The organism is Shewanella olleyana (assembly GCF_023283825.1).
In the GTDB taxonomy this organism is placed as follows: domain Bacteria; phylum Pseudomonadota; class Gammaproteobacteria; order Enterobacterales; family Shewanellaceae; genus Shewanella; species Shewanella olleyana.
Genome location: NZ_JAKILD010000006.1, coordinates 19,231 through 43,929, shown reverse-complemented (window position 1 = coordinate 43,929; position 24,699 = coordinate 19,231). Strand labels below are relative to the sequence as shown.

Below are 24,699 nucleotides of genomic sequence, written 5' to 3'. Positions count from 1 at the left end.
TGCTCAAGTGTATAAAGGAAGCAATGGCAGCAGGCCATTGCTTTTTTATGTATTAGAGCGAGTCCGCTGTAGACACTTTTTTAAGGTTTACTGCTTACTAGAGATTATATTGCTTATAGTGCTAATTTGAGTTTGAGTTAGAGTTTGCCTTTGATAACTTGTATGATGCGATGAGTTATCCGAACCTTTGATTTTGAATGGAATAGTCAATGTCAGTACCCGATTTACGTCCAAAACAAAAACGCAGTCAAGAAACCCATGATAAGTTTCTCGAATCATTACAAAATGCCCTGCAAGTAAAGTACTTCGAACACATCAGTATAAAAGAGTTAGCTGAAGGCGCGGGGGTGTCTGTAGGCACTTTTTATAGAAGGTTTGAGAATAAGGAAGCCTTATTGCCACTATTGTATGATGCTTTCGGAAAAGAACTCGGTGAGTGGATTGAGGAGATGGAAGCTCTAGAGTGTTCATCACTTGAAGAGCAAGTCACGATATTGTGCGAATCGACTCACATGTTTCTTGATGCGAGAAAAAGTGTCTTTAGAACCATCCATTTAAACGCGAGGTTGCACTCAGACACGATATTTGCCAATCCCACACTCGATAGAAATGAAGCATACAGTCGCCTATCTAATTTATTATTAAAATTCACTCATAAAAGCAGTCAAAAGTCAGACTCTATGAAGCAACATGCTGCTGATATGGTGATATATATGATGATAAATGGCTTACTTGATAAGATATTATATCCAAACCTTACCCCAGCAATCGCTTGTTCGATGTCGCAAGCAAGTTTTGTTGAGCAACTGCCTAAAATGTTAGTTAACTATTTAAAGCCATGCTTCAGTGAGCTCTAGTCAAACAATCTGGCTGCTGAAACTGAAACATATCAAATAAGCTCACTTTATATAGTGCAGAACAGCTTGAGGTTAATCACAATTTTCGCAGAACCTAAGTCACATGATGACATTTTGATTATGTGATGCTATTAACCCTATGCATGCTGACGTAAATTTCGTATAATCCGCGCGAATTTAAAACCCTATATCAAGAAGGAAGCTTTTCATGGCTATCGAACGTACTTTTTCTATCATTAAGCCTGATGCTGTTGCAAAAAACCACATTGGCGCTATCTACAACCGTTTTGAAACTGCTGGCCTGAAAATCATCGCTGCTAAAATGGTTCACTTAAGCAAAGAGCAAGCTGAAGGCTTCTATGCTGAGCACAGCGAGCGTCCTTTCTTCGGTGCTTTAGTTGCATTCATGACTTCTGGTCCTATCATGGTTCAAACGCTTGAAGGCGAAAACGCTGTTCTAGCTCACCGTGAAATCTTAGGTGCTACTAATCCTGCTGAAGCTGCTGAAGGTACTATCCGTGCTGATTTCGCAGAAAGCATTGATGAGAACGCTGCTCACGGTTCTGATTCTGTAGCATCTGCTGAGCGTGAAGTTGCTTACTTCTTCAGTGCTGAAGAGTTATGTGCACGCACTCGTTAATTCTTAATTGAATTATGTTAAAAGGAGCCTAATGGCTCCTTTTTTGTGCCTAAAAATTGCTGATAACGTTTCGTACTTCTATTCCAACCCTATTCCGAACTTATAGCCATTTTAAAGATAGATCTTTCTTTGTGCTTCCAATGAAACCGAGATTTTCTCATCACAATATGTGAATAAGTATTCCTTTTCTAGCAGCTGAAAATGCAATTCTCTTCTAATCAGCTTGAGTAATTACTCTTTTCAAACCTGACTGAATGTCGCTTAATTGTTAAATAATAAGCAAGTTCAACTTCTAATTATTAATTTTATTGTGATTTAAAAATTATTTTCCAATTAAAAGCTGTTACTTAAGTTGATTTTTTGTTAATTTCTTAAGGTTTTAAGATCTATATCTTAACTTGTATTTTAATCAACTTGGCCTGCCAGTTTAATATTTGATCTAATTTAATGTTACCATTAACTTATGGTTTACATAATTCGTTATTATATTTAACTTTGTGATGTTGTATTTTTCTAAGCGGTTGTTTTTTATTGTTTTAACAAAATATTAACACATGTTAAGGTTGAAGTTGTATCAGAGGTCTTGTGCTTGGTTGTTAATTTGTAATAGATGTTGACTATTGTCATTTTATTTAACAATAATGCTCTCGGTTGATTAAAATATTAACCTAAAAACAAAAAATATAACGTCGTGACTTTATGTTTGATTATGACGAAGGGAGTTTATAATGAGTTCATTATCTTTAACAGCTAAGGCAATCCGCCGTGGCTTTTTGACAATAGCAGCAACAACTGTCGCAACAGGTTCAGTTTTTTCAGGAAGTGTTATCGCTGAAGAAGCACAAGCTGAAAAAGTAGAAAGAATTGCAGTAACGGGTTCACGTATTAAACGTACCGATATGGAAACTGCTAGCCCAGTAAGCGTAATTGATGCATCAGCTATCATCGCTTCAGGTGCAACTTCTATCGATGACGTACTACAGAAGATGACATCTTCTGGTGGCGCAATGACAAACGCTGCTGTGAATAACGGTTCAGGCGGTAATGCACGCGTTAACTTACGTGGTCTAGGTTCAAACCGTACACTAGTACTTGTTAATGGCCGTCGTATGATTGCATCTGGTACAGGCGCAGCATCTTCAGTCGATTTAAACACTATTCCAGTTTCTATGATCCAACGTGTAGAAGTACTTAAAGATGGCGCTTCAGCTGTTTACGGTACTGACGCTATTGCGGGTGTGGTAAACGTTATTTTAAAGCGTGATTTCGATGGTTTTGAACTAAACGTTCAAACTGGTTTGTCTGGTCAAGGTGACGCTGACGAATCAAGCATTGATTTCACTATGGGCAATACCTTTGATAAAGGTAATGTTGTAATTAACGCTCAGTACACTAAGCGTGGTGATGCAAGTCAAGCAGACCGTGACTTCTCTGATTGTCCTATTGCTGAAGGTGATGACGGCCTATATTGTGCTGGTAGTGCATACTCTGAAGGTGGCCACATTTGGGGAGATTACCTTCATAACATGACCAAGAGTGGTCAAGATGAAGAAGGAAACCCAATTAGCATTATTGGCGATGCTGGCGAGTATGGTCAATACATCGACGATGGTGAAGGAAAACCTAAATTTGAATACTTCGATGGTAAATCAGAAGCAGATTTAAGTGGTAAAGGTGGTGATTACCACGAATTTACAAACGATGACCGTTACAACTACGCTAAAGACAGCTTCTTATCTACGCCGATGGAGCGTTTAAACCTAAGTTTTGCTGGTACTTACGAGCTTTCAGATAACGTTATGTTTTTCTCTGAAGCAATGTACTCTAAGCGTTGGTCTGATCAACAAATGGCGCCTCAGCCAATTTGGAATGGTTCTCCTTGGGAATACAAGCCAATGTCTGCAGGTGGCTTTATGACTGATGATCTACTTCCTTGGGTTCAACCAGGTGAAGAGTTAAGTTACGGTCGTCGCATGGTTGAGTCTGGTTCTCGTGATTTTTCTCAGGTTGTTGATACTATACGTTTAGTTGCAGGCTTTGAAGGTGAGTTCGACAATGGTTGGACCTGGGATGCTTCTTACAACAAAGGTAAGAACGACTCAGTTGATACATTAGCTAACCTACACAATATTGGTTCTATCAACGATGCTGTACTAGAAGGCGATTTTGACCCATTCTTACAATCTTCTTGGATGGGCGATAGCATTGCTCCATTTATTTACACTGAAGTTAATTCGGGTGGAAGTGAGTTAGATATTGCTGCGCTTTCACTATCTGGTGATATCGTAGATTTACCTGCTGGTACTATGGCATTTGCTGCTGGTTATGAATTCCGTAAAGAGTCTGCTTACTACACGCCTGATTCGTTAACTGCTCAAGGTCTTGCAAATGACCCACGTGTAGAAGCGACTGCTGGTTCATTTGATGTAAATGAAGCTTATGTTGAGCTTGCTATTCCACTAATCAGCGATATCCCTTTACTTGATCAAGTTGATTTAAGCGCCGCGATTCGTTATTTCGATTACAGCACTTTTGGTGACGATACTACTTGGAAGTTAGGTTTAACTTGGCGATTATATGATGATTTAATGCTTCGTGGTGTGCAATCTACAGCATTCCGTGCTCCAACTGTATCTGAGCTTTACGGCGGTAAGTCTCCATCATTTGATCAAATTGTTCATCCAGCAACTGAGCAAACTCAAGCAGAAGTCACTGTAGGTGGTAATGAGCTCCTGACTCCAGAAGAAGCTGATATCACGACTCTTGGTTTAGTATATTCTCCAAGCTACGTTGATGGTTTATCTTTAACTGTTGATTACTATGATATTGCAATTACAAATACTATTACTTCAGTTGATTCTAATTATGTTGCTAATCAGTGTTTAGATGCAAACGGTAACAAAATCAATGAAGGTACAGCGCTTTGTCAATCAGCTAATATCTCTATCGATAACACTGGTCGTATTGCATTTGATAATGGTTTACAAAACATTGGTGAAACAAATACTTCAGGCTTCGATATCAACATTGCTTATACTTTTGATGCTTTAGGTCTAGATTGGAGAGCTGGTCTTGATACGTCTATCCTAGATACATATGAAGAATTCGACCAAGACGGTAACGCGGTTGATTACACTGGCTACATCACAGGTGGTGTTGGTGCATACGCTGAGTTAAAGACTAACTTTAACTTAACTGCATCAGGTGACGATTGGTCAGCGACTTATGAAGCTCGTTACATTGACGGTATGGATTCATTCGCATGTAAAGATGACCCAAGTGACTGTTATGCACCTTCTGTTGATTCAATTGTTTACCACGATATCTCAGCATCTTACGATATCAATGAAACAGTTAGATTGTCTGGTGGTGTGAACAACGTATTAGATGAAGAGCCTCCTTACTACACAGGTAACAACGATTCAAATACTGATCCATACACTTATGATGTACTAGGTCGTTACTTCTTCGTTCGTGCAAGTGTGAAGTTCTAAGTAAAATTTAATATTTAAATAAACTCGTTAGTAAAATCCCAGTCGGTATATATCGGCTGGGATTTTTGTTTTTCACATAGAATTATGATTTTTTTTTACTGTATTGAACGTCAGTTTTCTAGCCTTAATTGTTTACCCTCTTAAAATGTTTCATTTTGCTATGGCGGCTTAACTGTTTTGTAACCTCTGTTTGTTTTTGTATCCCTGAATATTGCTTTGGCTTTGGTTTTATACGCAGCAAACCTAAGTTTTTGATTATTTTGCTTTTTACTTTTTATTCTTTGAGTGCAGCAGCTTTGCTTTGTATCAGTTTGTTCTTGGTGGGTTAAATTTGTGTTTCCGATGTTGAATGATTTGTTTTGTTTTAACAGTATCAGGTTGAGGTTATTAACTTAGGTTTAACCAAATAAAACAATAAAAAGTCAATGTGTTAGCAAAACTAACATTCAGGGAGATTTACATGAGTTCATTAACGTTAACAGCTAAGGCGATTCGTCGCAGTATTTTGGCTGCTACAGCAGCATCGGTAGCTTTTTCAGGTGTAGCATTTGCTGAAGAAGCAGAAAAAGTAGAAAGAATTGAAGTAACAGGTTCACGTATCAAGCAAGTGGATATGGAAACAGTTTCACCTGTTACTGTCATCGATGCCGCGGCTATCGCAATGACCGGTGAAAAAACGGTAGCTGATGTATTGAATAACTCAGCAATCAACAGCTTTGGTTCATGGCGTGGTACATCTGGTTTTGGTTCAGGTGCAAGTTCTACAAGTAGCGTAAACCTTCGTGGTTTAGGATCGTCGGCTACATTAGTATTATTAGATGGTCGTCGTTTACCTGGAACCAGCTCAAGTTCTGGTGCAGAAGCAGATACCTCATCAATTCCTATGTCGATTGTTGAACGTATTGAAATATTACGTGATGGTGCTTCTGCCGTTTACGGTTCAGATGCCGTTGCTGGTGTAATTAACATCATTACTAAAAAAGAGTTTGACGGCGTTTCAATTGATTTAAGCCATGAAATGCCTGAAGTAGAAGGTGGTGATGCGACACGTTATTCTATTGCAACGGGTTATAACACTGATAAAGGTAATATTACCCTAACTTACGAGCACTACGAAGCCGATTCGGTAATGGATCGTGATATCTGGCGTATGGATGATCCTACATATAATGCTTACAGTTCATTCAGTTCTGTACCAAATGGAGCATCTGACTCAGGTTGGGTTGATAATAGTGCTCTATGCGGCGAAGTAGAGAATACTGTGGGTATAGCAGATGGTCGTTGTTTATACAGTTTTGGTGCTGTAACAAAATTATTTGGTGATGTTTCTCGTGATTCTGTGCTTTCTAACTTTAGTTACGATATTACAGATGATATTCAATTCCGTGGTCGTGCTTCCGCTTCTCTTGCTGAAACAAACACACGTTATGCTGGTACACCTGTTTCAACCAATTTCCCAGTAATGTCGGCTGATAATCCATATAACCCTTATGCAGCAAACGGTGGGGAAGATATCACTGTTTATATGCGTTCTGTACAAATTGGCGAACGTGATACGTTAACTGAAACAAATAACTTTGACATTTTGGCAGGCCTTGTTGGTTTTGCTGATGTTGGTAATGGCATTGATTGGGAATTCAATGTTCAGAACTCTCACTCTACAACAAATTCTTTCAACTATAACTTAGTTAATGACAGTATTGTTCAACGTGAAATCGATTCTGGTGAATATGACATCTTTAACACTACTGGAATGTCATATAATGATTGGAACTCACAAATGACGCAGTTGTACTCTGCTGCTGCTCATACAGGTGTTTACCAAGGTAAGTTTGAAAGTACGCAAGTTGATGGCTTAGTTTCTACACTATTACTTGACGGTGATAATGTGACAGTTGCTATGGTTGTAGGTGCTGAATATGAAATGATTGATTTCAAACAAATGTCAGATCCTGAATCAGCAGCAGGTATCATTTCTGGCGGTTCAGGTGGTGATGACGTAGATGCAACTCGTGATCGTACAGCGGGTTATTTAGAGTTCCAAGTTGGGCTTCCTGCTGATTTTGAAATTTCCGCAGCGGTTCGTTATGAGCGCTATGAGCAAGAAGGCCAATTATCAGGCCCTGAAGGTGTTGTTGTTAACTCTTCTACTTTTGATGCGGTAGTACCAAAGTTAGGTGTAAGTTGGCGTCCTGTTGATTCATTATTGCTACGTGCAAGTTATGGTGACTCATTCCGTGCACCAAACATGGGCGAAATGTTTTCTTCTCAAGCGTTAAGCTTTGAAGATGCATTAGACAATAAGTGGTGTAATACTCCGGGTAATAATGATGAAACATACTGTGATCCGAATCAGCAGCATAAAACATGGTTTGGTGGCTACAGTGGCCTTGAGGCTGAAGAAGGTAACTCGTTCACTGTCGGCGGTGTTTGGAACGTAACCGATGCATGGAACATCGAGCTTTCTTATTACTCAATCACATATGATAATAAAATTGAAGCAGTCAGTGTTGATGACCTGTTACGTGATGAACTTCGTGATGGTTCATCTGAGTCAATTATTCGTGATCCATCAACAGGTAAAATTTTATACATGGAGTCTGGTTACCGAAACATGGCAACTGTAGAAACTTCAGGTATTGATTTTGTGACTGCTTATAATTTTGAAACATCGGTTGGTGATTTCAGAATTAAAGCTGATTTGTCTCACATTCTTGATTTTAAGGAGCAGACAAATGAAGAAGCTGAATTAGTCGATTATGCTGGTTTACAGGACACTCCTGATTTGCGTGGCAACCTAGCATTTAGCTGGAATTACGATGATTACTCAGCAGCTTGGTCAACAGTTTATATCGGCAGTCAGTCAGCTCAATACTATCGTGATCTATACGATTATGATGCATACGCTGATTACAGTTCTTACTTCAAGCATAATGTTCAATTTGCTTACAATCATTCAATGAATGGTTCTGTTACAGTGGGTGTTAACAACTTACTGGATGAAGAAGCACCGACGTTTTATAACTATGCTGATTACCGCGACGTAAACACAAACCTATATGATGTTTTAGGTCGTACTTACTATGTTCGTATAAATCAAAAGTTCTAAACTTAATGTCATAGTTTAAAACTAAAAACCTCCGCTAGTCGGAGGTTTTTTTATGGTTAAAAATTAGTTTAAAAAGAAATAGAGGACTGCATTAAATGAGGAATTTTCGCTGGGAAAAATTTGAGGTGAAATTTAGTGGCTTAAACGCAGTTCTTGGCGGTGTTCGTTACGGTGTTTTTCATCGCAGTGGGCGCAACGTTGTTCTGTTGGATCTGCAGCTAATCTATCAGGTTCAATTTCAGACTCACAATCGGAACATAAGCCATATAGGCCAAGTTCAAGTTGGCAAAGTGCTGCATCTAATCGAGTGAGTTGACTAAATAGAGGGCTGTCGGTTAGTTTTTGTTGACTCATTAATTCAATGAGCTCAGCCAAGCTCATGTTAAAGTGAATTTGAGCTGCACTATTCACATTAACCTGCTGGTTAAGTTGATGCACCAACTCATATTTAAGTTGTGCTTCTTTTTGCATTAATGTTTGTTGTATCTCTTGAGTGCTCACAAAAGGGCCTAATGACTTAATTGCTTTACTGGATATGTAGTCTAACGCGAAACGATACTATTGTTATGATGGAGATCAAACCAAGGCTTCATTTTAGCTAACGAACATTAAGCTTTATTTAAAATGAAACCTAAATTTGATTCAACGCAACTATTTATCGATTATGTTGGTCATAAGCTTTTTCTAAAATAGCCACGATATCATCTGTGGTTTTCATGACTCTCAACTCTCTAAACAGGACATCAGCTTCTGGATATTGCTTATTGAGGTAGGTGAACCACTGTTTCACTCGAGCTGGGTAATAATCCGATTTTTTACCATTAAGTTGTTTTTGAGTGTAACTGAGTAATAAGCTCAAGGTTTGCGACCATGTATAAGCCGCTGTGCCATCTTTAATGGTTGCAGCTAAGTTGGGTAGGGAAATTGCGCCGCGCCCAAGCATGATATTGTCACAACCTGTCACTTCCATGCAGCGTTTAGCGTCATCAGCATTCCAAATTTCACCATTGGCAATCACCGGGATAGGTAAGCGTTCACGTACCTCTGTGATGTACTCCCAATAAGCTGGAGGTTTGTAACCGTCTACTTTACTGCGTGCATGAATAGCGAGCTCAGTGGCGCCGGCTTCATATACGGCTAACGCATTTTCCATAAATAACGATTTATCTTCAAAACCTAAGCGAATTTTGGCAGTGACAGGTTGCTCGGCGGGTACGGCATCGCGCATGGCTTTAACAATGTCATGAATAGTATCTGGGTATTGCAATAACACTGCGCCGCCATTACTACGGTTAACCATTTTTGCTGGGCAGCCAAAGTTGGCATCGACACCTTGAGAACCCAATTCAACGGCGCGCTGCGCGTTTTCTGCCATTACACTTGGGTGTTGCCCCAGTAATTGGATACGGACTGGAGTGCCAGACGCGGTGAAACCACCATTACGCAATTCAGGACACAGTTTGTAGTACACCTTTTCGGGAAGCAGTTGACTAATAACGCGTACAAACTCGGTAACCACCAGGTCATATGGGTTAATTTCAGACAATATTTCTCGCATCAAATCATCAATGACGCCTTCCATTGGAGCTAATACTACGCGCACGGCTGAACCTGTTGTAAATAAAAGGAGCGCCATTCTAGCGACTTTAGCTTTTTATACAAATTCATTTCGAACCAATGAAAAAATACAAATAAGTTGAAAAAGTAATATTAATCTTAAATATCATGTTGATACATCAATATTTTACACTATGGTTACAAATAACCTTGGCTTTCTAGCAAGAATTTCTGAAAATAATTATGATTTAGATCAATTTTTGTGAAATAAAAGTAAACAGTTGTAGGTCTATTAAATTGTAAGCCAGCACTGTTAGTTGTTGGTCACCATTATAAAGTTTGAATATAAGGAAGATTATTATGAACTCAGTAAAACAAACTACAGTAGCAATGGCTTTAGGTGCAGTGGTATTAACTGCAGGTGTTTCAACTTCAGTTGAAGCTAACCCATTTGGCTTTGAACAAATGAATGCCGGTTATCAACTTGATGGTGGCGAAAGCAAATCTAAAGAAGGTAAGTGCGGTGAAGGTAAATGTGGCGGTGATAAAAAAGCCACTGAAGGAAAATGTGGTGAAGGTAAGTGTGGCGGCGATATGAAAAAAGCCACAGAAGGCAAATGCGGTGAAGGTAAGTGTGGCGGCGACATGAAAAAAGCCAAAGAAGGAAAATGTGGTGAAGGTAAGTGTGGTGGCGACATGAAAAAAGCTGCCGAAGGTAAAGCTAAAGAAGGTAAGTGTGGCGAAGGCAAATGTGGCGGTAGCAAGTAATCTATTTTTAATAGCTTACTGATAATTTGCTAGCAACCTTTAAAGCTTATTGATATATAAGGTAATAGCTAACAATATGTCGTCAAATAAGGCCTGTTTTGCAGGCCTTTTTAATTGATAAAAAGTAACAAACGGAGTGTTGTAATGGCAAAGCAAGCAACAGTGGGACTGGGTTTACGCCGAGAGATGCTTGACGAGTTTTGTCAGCAGGTGCCTGACGAAATCAACTTCTTTGAAGTGGCGCCTGAAAACTGGATGACCCTAGGCGGAAAGTTTGGTAAGCAGTTTAGACAATTAACTGAGCAGCACGAGTTTTTCTGTCATGGCTTGTCTTTATCCATTGGTAGTCCAGAGCCTCTTGATACCGAGTTTGTGAAAAACATTAAAGCCTTTCTCGATTTGCACCAAATTGAAATTTATTCAGAGCATTTAAGCTACTGCTCAGGCACTGGTCACATGTATGATTTAATGCCTATTCCTTTCACCCAAGAAGCTGTGAGCTATGTTGCTAAGCGGATAAAGCAAGTCGAAGATATTCTAGAAAGACCATTTATTCTTGAAAATGTGTCATTTTATGCAGCGCCTGGCGCGCAAATGAATGAACAAGAGTTTGTTAATGCAGTGCTTAGTGAGGCCGACTGTAAATTACTGCTGGATGTAAATAATATCTATGTGAACTCAATTAATCACCAATATGATGCCGCAAAATTTTTAGCGTCAATGCCAACAGAGCGTATAGAATATATGCACATTGCTGGGCATTACCAAGAAACACCAGAATTAATGGTTGATACCCACGGCGCGGATGTTATTGATCCTGTGTGGGCATTACTGCAACAGAGCTATCAACAACACGGTGTATTTCCTACTCTGTTAGAGCGTGATTTCAATATCCCAGAAACGCCAGAATTGTTATTAGAAATAAATCAAATTCATCAATATCAACAGCAAGCGATAGCTTCTTTAAAGACAAGGAGTGCTTAATGACTTTTATTGACACTCAACAGTCGTTTATGGACTACATTCGCGATCCCAGCAACCCATTACCTGAAGGTATGAGCGCCGAGCGGATGACTGTGTATCGGGAGCTATTTTTCAATAATATTAATGGCTTTGTTTCTAGTGCTTTTCCTGTATTAAAATCCTTATACACTGAGGATGCTTGGCTTAAATTAATTCAACAATTCTTTGTCAGTTTCGATTGTAAAACGCCAATCTTTATCGAGATCTCCCAAGAGTTCATTGCGTTTTTACAAACCAGTTATCAGCCACTGGATTACGATCCGCCATTTATGGTCGAACTGGCACATTACGAGTGGCTTGAGTTATATATCGCCACTGTTTTTGATAATGAAAATGAGTTGCCTATATCAAGTGACATGATCACCGAATTGCCATTAACCATGTCGGTTAAAGCGACGGTGACGCAATATCATTATGAGGTTCAACATATTAGTGTTGATTATCAACCTACAGAACCTAGTGAGCAGCCACACAGCTTTTGCGTTTATCGAGACGACACTGATGAAGTGGTGTTTTTACAACTGAACCCATTAACAGCGCAAGTGTTGGCGTTTATTAACCAAGCTGAAACTTGCTACTTGAGTGATATTATTGCTTGGCTACAAAATGCTTACCCTCAGATGAGTGCGGAGGCTTTATCAAATGGCTGCTTGCAAATGCTGCAGCAATTGGCTGAAAAGGGCATTATTTGCAGCTTAAACCAAACTGATACAACAGAATAAATGGCACAGTTATTTTAGGGTTTTTATTGGCAACCTTTTTACTTACAATAGCGCGAATTTTGTGATCTAGTTCACGCTGCCAGAAGGTGGTTAACATTACTCTTAGGAATCAAATAACATGAGTCAGCCGTTTAAAGACCCATTTAACATTTTGTATTTTATTGGTTTTATCCTTGTTTTGCTTTTACCTACATTACCAGCTTCTATTTCAGCTTTGAGACTTGCAGGCTTAATTTAACTGTTAATCTCAGTTATTATACCGACCTATTTTTGATAGCATCGGTTACCCAAAAACCATTCTATTGAATGGTTTTTTTGATTTTGCTTGGAGTGTTATGTCGTTAAAACGCGGCTTTTTCGTCATTGTTGGTTTAACCAGTGTCACGCTAGGTACCATTGGTATTGTAGTGCCATTACTGCCAACCGTGCCTTTTATCTTACTTGCAGCTTATTGCTTTGCCCGTTCAAGTGACCGACTTCATAATTGGTTAATGACACATCCATGGTTTTCCCAAGGGTTAAACGATTGGCAAAATAAGCGTTCAATGAATAAGAAGTTAAAACGCAAAGCCATGATAATGACCACACTGAGTTTTGTGGTGAGTATCGCTATTGTGCCGTTATTGTGGGTACAGATAATGTTAATTTGTATGTTATGTGCTTTATTACTTTTTATGTGGCAGATCCCAGAGTTAGATTAAAAGTTGCTGGTATTTTGCTCGTTAGTTGCAACTGTCATCAAACATGCTTACTATCAGCCAAATCGAGTGATATGCCAGATACTATTTTTACAATTTCAGTTTAATCTGAATTGCCATAGTGGCTATTAATCCATTCCTTTTTAAATAGACAAATCAATATGACTATGAATCCAGCAAGTTTAGCGTTAATCAAAGACAGCATTAAAGCCATTCCTGATTATCCAATTCCAGGCATCATGTTTCGCGATGTCACTAGCTTATTAGAAGATGCAGAAGCATATAAAGCCACTATCGCTTTATTCGTTGACCACTATAAGTCGCTTGGATTCACCAAAGTTGTTGGAACCGAAGCTCGTGGTTTTTTATTTGGTGCGCCATTAGCCCTTGAGTTAGGTATTGGTTTTGTTCCTGTTCGTAAGCCAGGCAAATTACCAAGAAAGACCATTGCACAAACATACGATCTTGAATACGGCAAAGACACCTTAGAAATTCATGTCGACGCCATCAAACCAGGTGACAAAGTATTAGTCGTTGATGATTTGCTAGCAACTGGCGGTACTATCGAAGCTACGGTTAAGTTAATTCGTGAACTCGGTGGTGACGTTGCTCATGCTGCTTTTGTTATTTCACTGCCTGATATTGGCGGCGAGAAACGCATTGAAGCATTAGGCATTGAAATCTTGACCTTATGTGAGTTCGAAGGCGAGTAATCCTTAGCCAAAATATAGCTATTAAGGGCAGTGCATAAATGAAGACCATTTAGCGCTGCTTTTTTATGCCTGCTGTTTAATCGAACCTGTATTTTTGTCATTATCTGAGCCGTTCTTATTCGCTAATTTAGGTTCATCCAACTTAATTAGCGTATAGCGATTAAGTTAGTCTAAATCTTCGCCAAACCCGCTCGTTAAATAGCGTATCAATAGCGTGTCTTTCACTTGCATGTTATTGTTAAATTTATTTTCGGGTACTGACTTTAGAAACCGCTTTTAGAAACGGTGTTAGATACGTTTTTAGAAAGAGCTTTTGAAATATAATGTCGCTAAATCATCCCGTTTTAATTTGAAGCTTGGGGAATTCCATGTCTTATCAGGTGTTAGCCCGTAAGTGGCGCCCTGCAAAATTTGAAGAAATGGTAGGGCAATCGCATGTCTTATTGGCTCTTACAAATGCATTAACTCAGCAGCGCTTACATCACGCATATTTATTTACAGGCACTCGAGGTGTCGGTAAAACCAGTTTAGCGCGGCTATTTGCCAAAGGCTTAAACTGTGAGCAAGGCGTAACATCAACGCCGTGCGGTGTGTGCTCTAGTTGTGTTGAAATTGCCCAAGGGCGTTTTGTTGACTTAATCGAAGTCGATGCGGCGTCGCGCACCAAAGTGGATGACACCCGCGAATTACTCGACAACGTCCAGTACAAGCCTTCACGTGGACGCTTCAAAGTGTACCTTATCGATGAAGTACACATGCTCTCTCGCAGCAGTTTTAATGCTTTGCTTAAAACCCTAGAAGAGCCGCCAGAGCATGTGAAGTTTTTACTGGCAACAACCGATCCGCAAAAACTGCCTGTCACTGTGTTGTCTCGTTGTTTGCAGTTTAATTTAAAAAGCCTTTCTCAAGACGAAATCGCCAAGCAGCTTGATTTTATTTTGACTCAAGAGCAACTTGAATATGAACCACAAGCGTTAGACTTACTCGCTAAAGCTGCTAATGGTAGTATGCGCGATGCGTTAAGCTTAACCGATCAAGCCATTGCGTTTGGTAGTGGTCAAGTCATGCACCAACAAGTGCAGTCGATGCTAGGGAGTATTGATGCACAGCAAGTCCTTGCACTACTAAAGTCGCTGTGTGATGCCGATGTGGCTAATTTGATGCAGACTATTCAGCAGGTGCTTAGTTTTGGCGCTGACGCAGATGAAGTGCTGCGTAGTTTACTTGAGCTACTTCATCAAATTACCTTAACTCAATTTGCCCCTGCTGCAGCGCAGCAATCACTATATAGTGAACAAATATTAGCCTTTGCTCAGCAATTAGCTCCTGAGCAAGTGCAGCTTTATTACCAATTATTATTAACTGGTCGTAAAGAACTTGCTTTTGCACCAGATCCTAAATCAGGATTAGAAATGGCATTACTGCGAGCTATTGCTTTTGTGCCAGAAAAGCCGGTTAAACGGTGGCACACAGATGATGCCGCAGAAATATCACTTCCAGCAGCGCCAAGCCCGCAAGCTATTGCAGCAGCGGCGCAAAAGCCTGTAAATAAGGCTGAGCCACAAGCTGAACAAAAAGCTGAGCCAAAGTCAGAAGTTAAACCTGAAGTTACAACTAGCATGGCCGAGCAAGCTCAAGCACCTTCGAGTGTGAAAGCTGAAGCCTCAGCTAGTGTTGATGATAACCCCCAATCTGAGGAAGCTGTAGAGCATAAGTCAGATGAAGCACTCGCAGCAGAGCAGTCGATACTATTAAGCCAAGCCAGCAGTTTAGGTTTTGAGCAAAAAACGGTAACGGCAACAGAGCAAAGCAAACTGCCTGAAGTAGTAAAAACGACTGAAGAAAAGGCTAACACTCAATCCCAAGTGAGCGAGCAATCACAAGCCTCTTCAATTAATGCTTCATCAAGTGACTCTTCGTTTAATAGCTCATCACTCAGTGATAGCGACGGCATGCCAATGGATGCTTATGAGCAATTTGCTCAAGCGAGTTCTGAGGCATCAATGGATGATTATCAACACGATGATATGAGTTCATTTTCAACATCTTCGTTTGATGAAAGCCAATTATCAGCGAGTAATGTCACTGACAGTCAGCAAACTCAAGCTGTTGAAGCAAAAGCAGCGCCAGAACCGACAGCAGAAGAAGCGGCCGATTTAGATGCACTGCTTGATGCTGTTTTGGCAACCAATGATTCATTAAAAGCTGATTTAACAACGCTTGCCACAGAAGGTGAACAAGCAAAAAAGCAACAAGCGGCAGCGAACCCTAGTATTAAGGTACCCGCACCACGCAGTAAAATTGCCGCAGAAGGACATGCATCAACTGACTCTAACTCACAAGCTGAGTCAAATGAGCAATCAGATGATAAATCAGCCATTGCGACTTCGGTTGATACGACTTCGGTTGATAGTGATACAGCCTCAAATGAGAATGATAGACCGCCTTGGGATAAGCCTGAAGGCGCTATTGAACCCGCAATGGCCAATGCTCAGGCTATTAAAGATAGTGCGGCTCAAGAGGTTGAGACTCATGTCACAACATCTGAAAATAGCCCATTATTAGCTGAACCTCAGATTGCAGCATCAGTCGAATTAGATAAAGGCAATAACGCTGAGGCGGGTCATAGTGGTAATCAAGCGCCTAGTGTAGCTACTCCAACGGCATTAGCCGTAAGTGGTGAGCATGAAATATCCGGTGATGAGCTAGACTTACACTGGTATAAAGTGATGGCATCACTCAGCATTGGTGGACGTGTTCGGCAGTTAGCGGTTAACTCCGTGTGTCAGCGTTTAGATAATCCGATCCCGCTGCTATTAAAGCCAGACCAAAAGCATTTGGCTGCAGATGTTGCCATTGAGCAGTTACAAAACGCGCTATCAGAGTATTTGGGTGAGCCGACAACTGTGTCAATTACCGTTGGTTTGGACAGAAAACATGAAACACCACTAGAATTAAGAAAAAGATTCCATCGTGAATTATTAGCTAATGCAAATTACGCTTTAATTAATGATGACAAAGTACAATGGATGTTCACACGATTAGCTGCGCAGTTAAATCCTGATACCTTGGTGTATCCAGCAGAGAAGTTACAGGCCATTGGCCAACAAATTCCTGCTTTAGGCGCTCAATAATCACACGAAAGCGCTAGCAGCTTCAAAAGTTTGATAGCAATAAACTGAGATTTATTGCCAATTTATTTTTTTTCAGTAAGATTAGCCCCACTTTGGCTGCTTGCTAATAACCTAATTAAGAGAAAAGACTATGTTTGGAAAAGGCGGTATGGGCAACTTAATGAAACAAGCCCAGCAGATGCAAGACAAAATGGCTAAAATGCAAGAAGAGATCGCTCAGTCAGAAATGACTGGTGAAGCGGGTGCAGGTTTAGTTAAAGTGACCATGACTGGTGCACACAACATTCGTAAAGTTGATATCGATCCTAGCTTAATGGAAGACGACAAAGAAATGTTGGAAGATCTTATTGCTGCAGCATTCAACGACGCAGCTCGTCGCATCGAAGAGAACCAAAAAGCTAAAATGGCAGAAGTCACCGGCGGTATGCAATTACCTCCTGGAATGAAAATGCCATTCTAAGACTACAAGTATCTAGCTAAGCAATATGCAGAGCTAGAAGCTAGTTAAAGTTTAAACGAAAGCCCAAGTCATCGACTTGGGCTTTTTTATGCTGATTGGTATAACTTGGCTTTAGGTTTTTAATTCGTAACTAAAATAGGCCTGTAGTCTATAGTAGAAATTTTGGTGGTGTACATGACAGCAGTTGAGCTGATTTATTGTATAAGGGCTTATAGAATATAAGGATAGGCTGCACGTATCTGGGGGAGATACCCCAAAAATGATTAATAAGTTAGAAGCTTACTTAAAAACCTTTGAAAGTATAAGTTAGCTAAATCGTGTCTATATATTAATAAGTTAACTCATTTAAACTTCATTGTGTATAAAGAGAAAGCTGACTTGTCGCTACAATACATGCGGTGCAATACATTCAGTGAAATTGCCAGTGTAGAACAGAAGAGTTGAACATGAGAGTCTAACGGTTAATGAGCTATAGCTGCCTTTAAATTCTTACACTGAGTACAAGTACAAGTACAAAATACATACACAGCATGATCTAGGAACATTTAATATTATTTATTCCACAGATGACGAAAGAACTAAAGTGAACATCAGCCCTTATGAAGACCCTTGTTTATACCTTATTTGCATTACTTGCGTTTGCTGGAAATTCTATTTTATGCCGAGTAGCATTGGGAAATGACCTTATTGATCCAGCCAGCTTTACTGCAATTCGGTTATTATCAGGAGTTGCGGTATTAGTTATTATTATGCAATTGGCAAGATTTAAGCGTGTTAAATTTGCAGGTGAACTAAGTCAACAAAGCCAACACAGCAGCAATCATGCATCTGCAGGTTTAATATCATACCGTCCCCAAGCACGGTCTAAAGGAAGTTGGAAAGCTGCCTTGATGCTTTTTGTTTATGCTTTAACTTTCTCGTATGCATATACCTCACTAGATACAGGTACTGGAGCGCTAATTTTATTCGGCGCAGTGCAAATCACCATGATTGTTGTCGGTGCCATTTCAGGTCAAAAACTGCATTTTTCTGAGTGGTTTGGTGTCATGATTGCCTTTTCAGGTTTTGTTTATTTAGTCATGCCTGGTGCGAGTGCGCCTTCAATTTCAGGTTTTGTATTGATGGCTGTGTCTGGTGTTGCATGGGGCTTTTATACCCTTGAAGGTAAGCAGTCTAGCGAACCTATCAGTGATACCAGCTATAACTTTATCCGCACCTTACCATTAGTGATCATTTTATCGATTGCCACTATCCCATTCTCGACAATAACACCCACAGGAATTTTGCTAACGATAATCTCTGGCGGCCTCGCATCAGCTGTGGGTTACGTTATTTGGTATGCGGCATTAGCAGGGTTAACTGGAATTCAAGCCAGCGTGGTTCAATTACTGGTACCGGTTATTGCGGCAATTGGTGGGGTGATATTTGCTGATGAAGTGTTTTCTTTAAGGCTCGGAATATCATCATTGGTGATCTTGAGCGGAATTATGATAGTGCTTTTAGGTAAGCACTATTTAAGTAAACGATAGTTAGGCAAAAAGTACGCAGGAAAACAGACTTAATAACAAATGCAGCTCTTTGAGTTGCTGATTTATATCAAATTATTCCACCTGTCTATATTTATATTTATATTTGCATTTGCTTGATATTCCTTATTAGAATCTCTGACTCTACTTTTTAATCAATCCTGTAATCACCGTTTTAATTTTCCTTTGTTTAACTCGCACTTTTCCTTTAAATATCAAATTTCTCATAGCCTTATAAGTCAAAGTTTTGAAATTTATTGTTTTTAAATTACCTCACACTTAAGTACTCAATAGTTAACTTAAGGTTAAAGATATTTGACATGAACAAGAAGTAAGCTTAAATTAACCACAAGTTAAATATCTTTAACATGGAGTGAGGTTAAATTAACATGACGAATAAACAGAAGTTATATCAATGGTTACAAGAAACCAGTTTTAGAGAAGTCACTTTGTCGGTGGACTTTTTGGTTACCGCATACATTTTCTATATTTATCTAAGTAGAATGTACTATGCCAGTGCTGAAGAGCTTGCATCGACCGTGTGGCTTTCAGGCGTTTTACTGGAAATCATCATTTACTCAGTGGTGCTAATGGTATTGAGTTATATCGTGCTTGCTTTTGTAAGTGATGATGAATTGAATCAACCGATGGATGTAAGAGAAAAACAAATTGATCTGGTGGGTTACAAGTATTCAGCGATGATTTTACAAGTTGGGGTGATTTTAGCCATTGTGCAGTACGGTTTAGATAAACAAGCTGAAACCATTCTTTTTGAGCCTATTCCCCATTTACCATTACACATATTGTTGGTGGCATTTTTGACCGCTGAATTGGCACATTATGGCGTGCAGCTCTACAAAGGTCGTACGGGAGAGATTTATGGGTAAAAATGATCAAGAAGGTATGGGTATTAGCAACTCTATTCGTACTTTGCGGTTTTTACATGATGAAATGACTCAAAAGCAGCTCGCTGAGCAAATTGGAGTCACTAGACAAACAGTAATGGCTATCGAGTCAAATAAGTATTCACCTACGTTAGAGGTGGCATTTAAAATTGCTGAGGTATTTAATTTACCGTTAGAAGAAGTGTTCCGTTATCGCTCAGACAAGTAGCGAGCCATCATGATTTATGACAGGCAGGCTAGTATTGTCTGTATTGCTGACATATGGACGCAATAACTCTTTGCAATCTTTCTCGCTTGAGATAATAATTCACCCATTCCTTTAGCTGGTCATCTGTAATCCAAGCTGAAACATTATATTGAGTGCTGCGGCACTGCTAAGGCCATTATTAGTTTATGAAATTTAGTCCACTTGTTGATGAGTTAATTGAGTCGTTACGATGTTTACCGGGGGTGGGTCCTAAATCCGCTCAGCGTATGGCTTTTCAATTATTGGAACGTAATCGTAAAGCAGGGCACAAGCTTGCCAATGCGTTAGAACGTTCAATGAGTGAAGTTGGTCATTGCCAAGCGTGTCGTACCTTTACTGAACAAGAGCTATGCCCAATCTGTAGTAGCCCAAAGCGTGGCAATGCAGGTGTTATTTGTGTGGTTGAAACGCCAGCAGACGTATTAGCGATTGAAGCTGGTGGCCATTTTATGGGGCGCTACTTTGTGTTGCTTGGCCATTTATCACCACTTGATGGTGTTGGGCCTGAAGAGTTGGGCCTTGCATTACTTGAAAAGCATTTGTCGTCAGAGGATCTCACCGAGCTTATTTTAGCCACTAACCCGACGGTTGAAGGCGATGCAACAGCGCATTTTATTGCTGATATTGCTCGCCGTCATAATGTGGTCATCAGCCGTATTGCACACGGCGTGCCAGTGGGTGGTGAGCTTGAGTATGTGGACAGCACCACATTGGCATTATCATTTAACGGTCGTATTCCGTTATAGGGCGGTCTCTGCTTTATATCAAAATGGAGTAAATCGTATTTTTAAGGGCTAATTTAGCCCTTTTTGCGTTTTTTTTAGCCATCAGAAAAAAAACCCCTTGAAAACGTAATTTCACGCCCCATTTCCTAGGTAACAAAGAATTTTAGTCTTATTGAAAATACCGTATCGGTTCGATGAGACTGCTGTATTAACGTTAAACCAAGGGAAATTTTCATGTCTCAACAAGAAACACATGGCTTTCAAACCGAAGTAAAACAACTTCTTCATCTGATGATCCATTCTTTATATTCAAATAAAGAAATTTTCTTACGTGAACTAGTTTCAAATGCGGCCGATGCTGCTGATAAGTTGCGTTACCTTGCCTTAACTGACAACTCCTTATTTGAAGATGATACCGAGCTTCGCGTTCGTATCAGTACCGATAAAGAAAAAGGCACCGTTACGATTGAAGATAACGGTATCGGTATGACACGTGATGGTGTAATCGAGCATTTAGGGACTATTGCTAAATCAGGTACTGCTGATTTCTTCAAAAACTTATCAGGTGAAGAGTCAAAAGACTCGCAACTGATTGGTCAGTTCGGTGTAGGTTTCTACTCTGCATTTATTGTTGCTGATAAAGTTACGGTTCGTACTCGTGCTGCTGGTGCTGATGTTAATCAAGGTGTTGTGTGGGAATCAGAAGGCGAAGGCGACTTCACCGTTGATACCATCACTAAAAACAGCCGTGGTACTGAAATTACGTTGCATTTACGTGACGAAGAGAAAGAATACGCAGACGATACTCGTTTACGTTCAATCATTACTAAGTACTCAGATCATATCTCAGTACCTGTAGAAATGTTTGAAGAAGGCACGCCAGCCGTTGAAGCGACAGAAGAGGGTGGTGAAGCGATACCTGCGACTGAAGGTCAATGGAAGCCTATGAACAAAGCGACTGCGCTTTGGACTCGTAGCAAGTCAGATATCTCAGATGAAGAGTATCAAGAATTCTACAAGCACATTTCACATGACTATGGTGATGCAGCAACTTGGTCTCATAACCGTGTAGAAGGTAAGCAAGAATACACTAGCTTATTGTATATCCCGAGCAAAGCGCCATGGGATATGTTTAACCGTGATGCTAAAAACGGCCTTAAATTATTTGTTCAACGCGTATTCATCATGGATGACGCTGAGCAGTTTATGCCGACTTACCTGCGTTTCGTTAAAGGGTTAATCGACTCAAACGATTTACCGCTAAACGTGTCACGTGAAATCTTACAAGACAATAGCGTTACTAAAGCACTGCGTGGTGGCGTGACTAAACGCGTACTTGGCATGCTTGAAAAAATGGCTAAAAACGATGCTGAGAAGTATCAAGCATTTTGGGCTGAATTTGGTCAAGTGTTAAAAGAAGGCCCAGCTGAAGATTTTGCTAACCGTGAACGCATCTCTGGGTTACTTCGTTTTGCTTCAACGCATAATGACACAGCTGTTACTGACGTATCGCTAGATGATTACATCAGCCGTATGAAAGAAGGCCAAGATAAGATTTACTACATCGTGGCAGACAGCCATGAAGCCGCTGCAAACAGTCCGCATCTTGAATTATTGCGTAAGAAAGACATTGAAGTGTTATTAATGTCAGAGCGCATTGATGAGTGGTTAATTAACCATTTAACTGAATTTAAAGACAAGAAACTGCATTCTGTGACTCGTGGCGATTTAGAGCTAGGCGAGTTAGAAGATGCGGCAGAAAAAGAAGCGCAAGAGAAACTTGCCGGTGAAGCTGAAGGTTTAGTTGAGCGCATGAAATCAGCTTTAGGCGCTAAAGTGGCTGATGTTAAAGTGACTTCACGTTTAACTGATACGCCTGCTTGTGTGGTTGCTGGTGAAGGTGAAATGTCATCGCAAATGATTAAGCTTATGCAATCAGCAGGTCAGCCTGTACCTGAGTCTAAGCCTACATTTGAAATCAACCCGCATCACCCATTAGTTGAGCGTTTAAACAACGAACAAGATGAGTTGTTATTTGCTAACTGGGCAGACTTATTACTGCAACAAGCTCAGCTTTCTGAAAAAGGTAGTTTAGCAGATCCATCAGCATTCATTAAATTGACTAACGAAATGCTAGTAGCAAGCTTGAAGTAAGCTTAGGTTATTTTGCATATACAAAAAGCGGACTGAGTGTCCGCTTTTTATTAGCATTCATTTTTAGCCAGTGTGATACTGGTGAAATGACATTGCGATAAGGATCCACCATGGAACATATTATTAATTTAACCAAAGAGAACATTCAGCAAGTTGTTGATGCCTCAATGGATAACTTTGTTGTCATGTCTTTTTGGGCGCAGCAACAGCCTGAAAGTGTGCAAATGATGCAAGTGATGGAGCAACTTGCCAACGAGCAAGCAGGTCGCTTTATTCTGGCAAAAGTAAACTGTGAAGCTGAGTTAGAAATTGCCAACTATTTCCAAATTCAAAGTTTGCCGACTCATTTGGTGCTCAGCAAAGGCCAGCCTATTGATGGTTTTGCAGGCACGCAAAGCGCCGCGCAAGTCAACGAACTGCTAAATAAGCATTTACCTGGCATGTGGGTACAAGATTTAAATGCCGCTAAAGCAATACTTGTTGAAGAAAACCCAGCTAAAGAAAAGCTTGAAGAAGCATTAGCTTTACTTAAAAGCGCTTATGCAGATTCACAGCAGAAAGCTGAAGTGGCCTTGGTGTTAGTTGATGTGTATCTGCAACTTGGCATTTTAGCCGATGCGAAAACCTTACTGGAAACGATTGGTCTTGCTGATCAAGACAGCTATTACCAAAACCTTAAGGCGAAGCTAACATTGGCTGAAGATGCGGCTGATACGCCTGAAATCCGTCAGCTACAACAAGCTTTACAACAACAACCTGATAATGCCGATATTTCAATTGATTTAGCTAAAGCGCTGAACCAAGCCAATCGCGGAGAAGAAGCACTAGAAAGCTTATTTGTGATTTTACAAAAAGATTTGTCGGCGGCCGATGGCAAAGTTAAACAAGTGTTTATGGAAATACTTACGGCTTTAGGGCAGGGCAATACCTTAGCTAATCAGTATCGCCGTCGTTTGTATAGTTTGTTGTATTAAACACCAGCCATTTAAGTACGCCGCGACGTATTAGATATTGGTCTAACTCTTTCGCTTTTTGCCTTCTAAAGACAGGCTAAATGTGCGAGAATCGCGGCCTAAAAATATGAAAGCAATAAAGAGGACTTTTGAGATGCGCATTATACTATTGGGTGCCCCAGGTGCCGGTAAAGGCACACAAGCTCAGTTTATTATGGAGCAATACGGTATCCCACAAATCTCAACTGGTGACATGCTACGTGCAGCGATTAAAGCTGGTACAGCATTAGGCTTAGAAGCCAAATCAGTGATGGATGCGGGCCAGTTAGTATCAGATGACCTAATTATTGGTTTAGTTAAAGAGCGTATTGCACAAGATGATTGTGTGAAAGGTTTCTTATTAGATGGTTTCCCACGCACTATTCCTCAAGCAGATGCGATGGTTGCTAACGGTATCGAAATCGATCACGTAATCGAAATTGATGTACCAGACGAAGAAATCGTTAAGCGTATGAGTGGACGTCGTGTTCATTCTGGTTCTGGCCGTGTTTACCACATTGTTTACAATCCACCTAAAGTGGAAGGTAAAGATGATGTGACGGGTGATGATCTATCTATCCGTCCTGATGACGAAGAGACGACTGTACGTAAGCGTCTTGGTATTTACCATGAGCAAACTAAGCCGTTAGTTGAGTACTACGGTAAAGTTGCTGCTGAAGGTAACACTCAATACACTAAGTATGATGGAACACAAACTGTTGCAGCTGTTAGTGAGCAAGTTAAACAGTTACTAGGTTAATCGCCCAGGTTAATCAATAAAGTTAAGTGTTAAACAATGGCATCTTGTTGCTGTTGTTCATAAAAAAGCCTGCATTGCAGGCTTTTTTGTTCTTAGTGTTAAGTTAACTACGTTTGATCATATTAATTTAATCGTAAGTCATAATAAAAATTGAGTAAATTTTATAACTTTGATAACGGTGAATTGGTATCTTGTCTAGTTCAATCCCACAGTAC

Annotated in this window: 20 protein-coding genes; 18 read left to right on the top strand and 2 right to left on the bottom strand. The window is 40.1% G+C overall.

Annotation, left to right across the window (positions count from 1 at the left end):
* Positions 1-209: 209 nt before the first annotated feature.
* From L2735_RS05855 to L2735_RS05840, 4 genes are all read left to right on the top strand, one after another.
* Positions 210-857, top strand: a complete 648-nt coding sequence (locus tag L2735_RS05855) for a TetR/AcrR family transcriptional regulator (protein WP_248983818.1) — start codon at positions 210-212, stop codon at positions 855-857.
* A gap of 208 nt (positions 858-1,065) precedes the next feature.
* Positions 1,066-1,497, top strand: coding sequence for a nucleoside-diphosphate kinase (gene ndk, locus L2735_RS05850; RefSeq protein WP_055024661.1), 432 nt, complete (start codon positions 1,066-1,068; stop codon positions 1,495-1,497).
* Between the two features lie 728 nt (positions 1,498-2,225).
* Positions 2,226-4,991 (top strand): TonB-dependent receptor, encoded by a 2,766-nt coding sequence (locus L2735_RS05845; protein WP_248983817.1) that lies wholly within the window; start codon positions 2,226-2,228, stop codon positions 4,989-4,991.
* 460 nt (positions 4,992-5,451) lie between these two features.
* Positions 5,452-8,100 (top strand): TonB-dependent receptor, encoded by a 2,649-nt coding sequence (locus L2735_RS05840; protein WP_248983816.1) that lies wholly within the window; start codon positions 5,452-5,454, stop codon positions 8,098-8,100.
* Positions 8,101-8,232: 132 nt separating this feature from the next.
* Here L2735_RS05840 and L2735_RS05835 read toward each other — a convergent pair whose 3' ends face one another.
* The gene (locus L2735_RS05835; protein ID WP_248983815.1) at positions 8,233-8,601 is read right to left on the bottom strand and encodes a TraR/DksA family transcriptional regulator; all 369 of its coding nucleotides are present in this window, start codon (positions 8,599-8,601) and stop codon (positions 8,233-8,235) included.
* 154 nt (positions 8,602-8,755) lie between these two features.
* Entirely contained in the window at positions 8,756-9,703 is a 948-nt protein-coding gene (locus L2735_RS05830; RefSeq protein ID WP_248983913.1) for a tRNA-dihydrouridine synthase, read from the bottom strand.
* Between the two features lie 314 nt (positions 9,704-10,017).
* On the opposite strand from L2735_RS05830, the gene L2735_RS05825 reads away from it, so the two are divergent.
* From L2735_RS05825 to adk, 14 genes are all read left to right on the top strand, one after another.
* On the top strand, positions 10,018-10,425 hold the full coding sequence (locus L2735_RS05825) for an HvfA family oxazolone/thioamide-modified RiPP metallophore (protein WP_248983814.1): 408 nt from the start codon (positions 10,018-10,020) through the stop codon (positions 10,423-10,425).
* 144 nt (positions 10,426-10,569) lie between these two features.
* The gene (locus L2735_RS05820) at positions 10,570-11,409 is read left to right on the top strand and encodes an HvfB family MNIO-type RiPP peptide maturase (protein ID WP_248983813.1); all 840 of its coding nucleotides are present in this window, start codon (positions 10,570-10,572) and stop codon (positions 11,407-11,409) included.
* On the top strand, positions 11,409-12,170 hold the full coding sequence (locus tag L2735_RS05815; RefSeq protein ID WP_248983812.1) for an HvfC family RiPP maturation protein: 762 nt from the start codon (positions 11,409-11,411) through the stop codon (positions 12,168-12,170). The genes L2735_RS05820 and L2735_RS05815 overlap by 1 nt, the downstream gene beginning before the upstream one ends.
* Positions 12,171-12,505: 335 nt before the next feature.
* Entirely contained in the window at positions 12,506-12,871 is a 366-nt protein-coding gene (locus tag L2735_RS05810; protein ID WP_248983811.1) for a YbaN family protein, read from the top strand.
* A gap of 158 nt (positions 12,872-13,029) precedes the next feature.
* Complete coding sequence (gene apt, locus L2735_RS05805) at positions 13,030-13,581, top strand: adenine phosphoribosyltransferase (RefSeq protein WP_194945092.1); 552 nt, start codon at positions 13,030-13,032, stop codon at positions 13,579-13,581.
* A 368-nt stretch (positions 13,582-13,949) separates the two neighbouring features.
* Entirely contained in the window at positions 13,950-16,715 is a 2,766-nt protein-coding gene (dnaX, locus tag L2735_RS05800) for a DNA polymerase III subunit gamma/tau (RefSeq protein ID WP_248983810.1), read from the top strand.
* 130 nt (positions 16,716-16,845) lie between these two features.
* The gene (locus tag L2735_RS05795; protein WP_153916128.1) at positions 16,846-17,175 is read left to right on the top strand and encodes a YbaB/EbfC family nucleoid-associated protein; all 330 of its coding nucleotides are present in this window, start codon (positions 16,846-16,848) and stop codon (positions 17,173-17,175) included.
* Positions 17,176-17,774: 599 nt separating this feature from the next.
* Positions 17,775-18,704: a DMT family transporter gene (locus L2735_RS05790; protein ID WP_248983809.1), complete on the top strand. Its 930-nt coding sequence runs from the start codon at positions 17,775-17,777 to the stop codon at positions 18,702-18,704.
* A 386-nt stretch (positions 18,705-19,090) separates the two neighbouring features.
* Positions 19,091-19,588 (top strand): hypothetical protein, encoded by a 498-nt coding sequence (locus tag L2735_RS05785; protein WP_248983808.1) that lies wholly within the window; start codon positions 19,091-19,093, stop codon positions 19,586-19,588.
* Positions 19,581-19,814, top strand: a complete 234-nt coding sequence (locus L2735_RS05780; protein WP_248983807.1) for a helix-turn-helix transcriptional regulator — start codon at positions 19,581-19,583, stop codon at positions 19,812-19,814. The genes L2735_RS05785 and L2735_RS05780 overlap by 8 nt, the downstream gene beginning before the upstream one ends.
* A gap of 185 nt (positions 19,815-19,999) precedes the next feature.
* Complete coding sequence (gene recR / locus L2735_RS05775) at positions 20,000-20,599, top strand: recombination mediator RecR (protein WP_248983806.1); 600 nt, start codon at positions 20,000-20,002, stop codon at positions 20,597-20,599.
* A gap of 213 nt (positions 20,600-20,812) precedes the next feature.
* Positions 20,813-22,732, top strand: coding sequence for a molecular chaperone HtpG (gene htpG, locus L2735_RS05770; protein WP_248983805.1), 1,920 nt, complete (start codon positions 20,813-20,815; stop codon positions 22,730-22,732).
* Between the two features lie 110 nt (positions 22,733-22,842).
* On the top strand, positions 22,843-23,706 hold the full coding sequence (locus L2735_RS05765; RefSeq protein ID WP_248983804.1) for a co-chaperone YbbN: 864 nt from the start codon (positions 22,843-22,845) through the stop codon (positions 23,704-23,706).
* A 133-nt stretch (positions 23,707-23,839) separates the two neighbouring features.
* Positions 23,840-24,484 (top strand): adenylate kinase, encoded by a 645-nt coding sequence (gene adk, locus L2735_RS05760; protein ID WP_248983803.1) that lies wholly within the window; start codon positions 23,840-23,842, stop codon positions 24,482-24,484.
* Positions 24,485-24,699 lie beyond the last annotated feature (215 nt).

What these genes read in the sequence shown, in the direction of transcription:
- L2735_RS05820 (WP_248983813.1), top strand. Translation starts at nt 10,570, where the DNA reads ATGGCAAAGCAAGCAACAGTGGGACTGGGTTTACGCCGAGAGATGCTT.
- L2735_RS05785 (WP_248983808.1), top strand. Translation starts at nt 19,091, where the DNA reads ATGACGAATAAACAGAAGTTATATCAATGGTTACAAGAAACCAGTTTT.
- recR (WP_248983806.1), top strand. Translation starts at nt 20,000, where the DNA reads ATGAAATTTAGTCCACTTGTTGATGAGTTAATTGAGTCGTTACGATGT.
- L2735_RS05810 (WP_248983811.1), top strand. Translation starts at nt 12,506, where the DNA reads ATGTCGTTAAAACGCGGCTTTTTCGTCATTGTTGGTTTAACCAGTGTC.
- L2735_RS05795 (WP_153916128.1), top strand. Translation starts at nt 16,846, where the DNA reads ATGTTTGGAAAAGGCGGTATGGGCAACTTAATGAAACAAGCCCAGCAG.
- L2735_RS05840 (WP_248983816.1), top strand. Translation starts at nt 5,452, where the DNA reads ATGAGTTCATTAACGTTAACAGCTAAGGCGATTCGTCGCAGTATTTTG.
- dnaX (WP_248983810.1), top strand. Translation starts at nt 13,950, where the DNA reads ATGTCTTATCAGGTGTTAGCCCGTAAGTGGCGCCCTGCAAAATTTGAA.
- L2735_RS05765 (WP_248983804.1), top strand. Translation starts at nt 22,843, where the DNA reads ATGGAACATATTATTAATTTAACCAAAGAGAACATTCAGCAAGTTGTT.
- htpG (WP_248983805.1), top strand. Translation starts at nt 20,813, where the DNA reads ATGTCTCAACAAGAAACACATGGCTTTCAAACCGAAGTAAAACAACTT.
- apt (WP_194945092.1), top strand. Translation starts at nt 13,030, where the DNA reads ATGACTATGAATCCAGCAAGTTTAGCGTTAATCAAAGACAGCATTAAA.
- ndk (WP_055024661.1), top strand. Translation starts at nt 1,066, where the DNA reads ATGGCTATCGAACGTACTTTTTCTATCATTAAGCCTGATGCTGTTGCA.
- L2735_RS05825 (WP_248983814.1), top strand. Translation starts at nt 10,018, where the DNA reads ATGAACTCAGTAAAACAAACTACAGTAGCAATGGCTTTAGGTGCAGTG.
- L2735_RS05780 (WP_248983807.1), top strand. Translation starts at nt 19,581, where the DNA reads ATGGGTAAAAATGATCAAGAAGGTATGGGTATTAGCAACTCTATTCGT.
- L2735_RS05845 (WP_248983817.1), top strand. Translation starts at nt 2,226, where the DNA reads ATGAGTTCATTATCTTTAACAGCTAAGGCAATCCGCCGTGGCTTTTTG.
- adk (WP_248983803.1), top strand. Translation starts at nt 23,840, where the DNA reads ATGCGCATTATACTATTGGGTGCCCCAGGTGCCGGTAAAGGCACACAA.
- L2735_RS05790 (WP_248983809.1), top strand. Translation starts at nt 17,775, where the DNA reads ATGAAGACCCTTGTTTATACCTTATTTGCATTACTTGCGTTTGCTGGA.
- L2735_RS05815 (WP_248983812.1), top strand. Translation starts at nt 11,409, where the DNA reads ATGACTTTTATTGACACTCAACAGTCGTTTATGGACTACATTCGCGAT.
- L2735_RS05855 (WP_248983818.1), top strand. Translation starts at nt 210, where the DNA reads ATGTCAGTACCCGATTTACGTCCAAAACAAAAACGCAGTCAAGAAACC.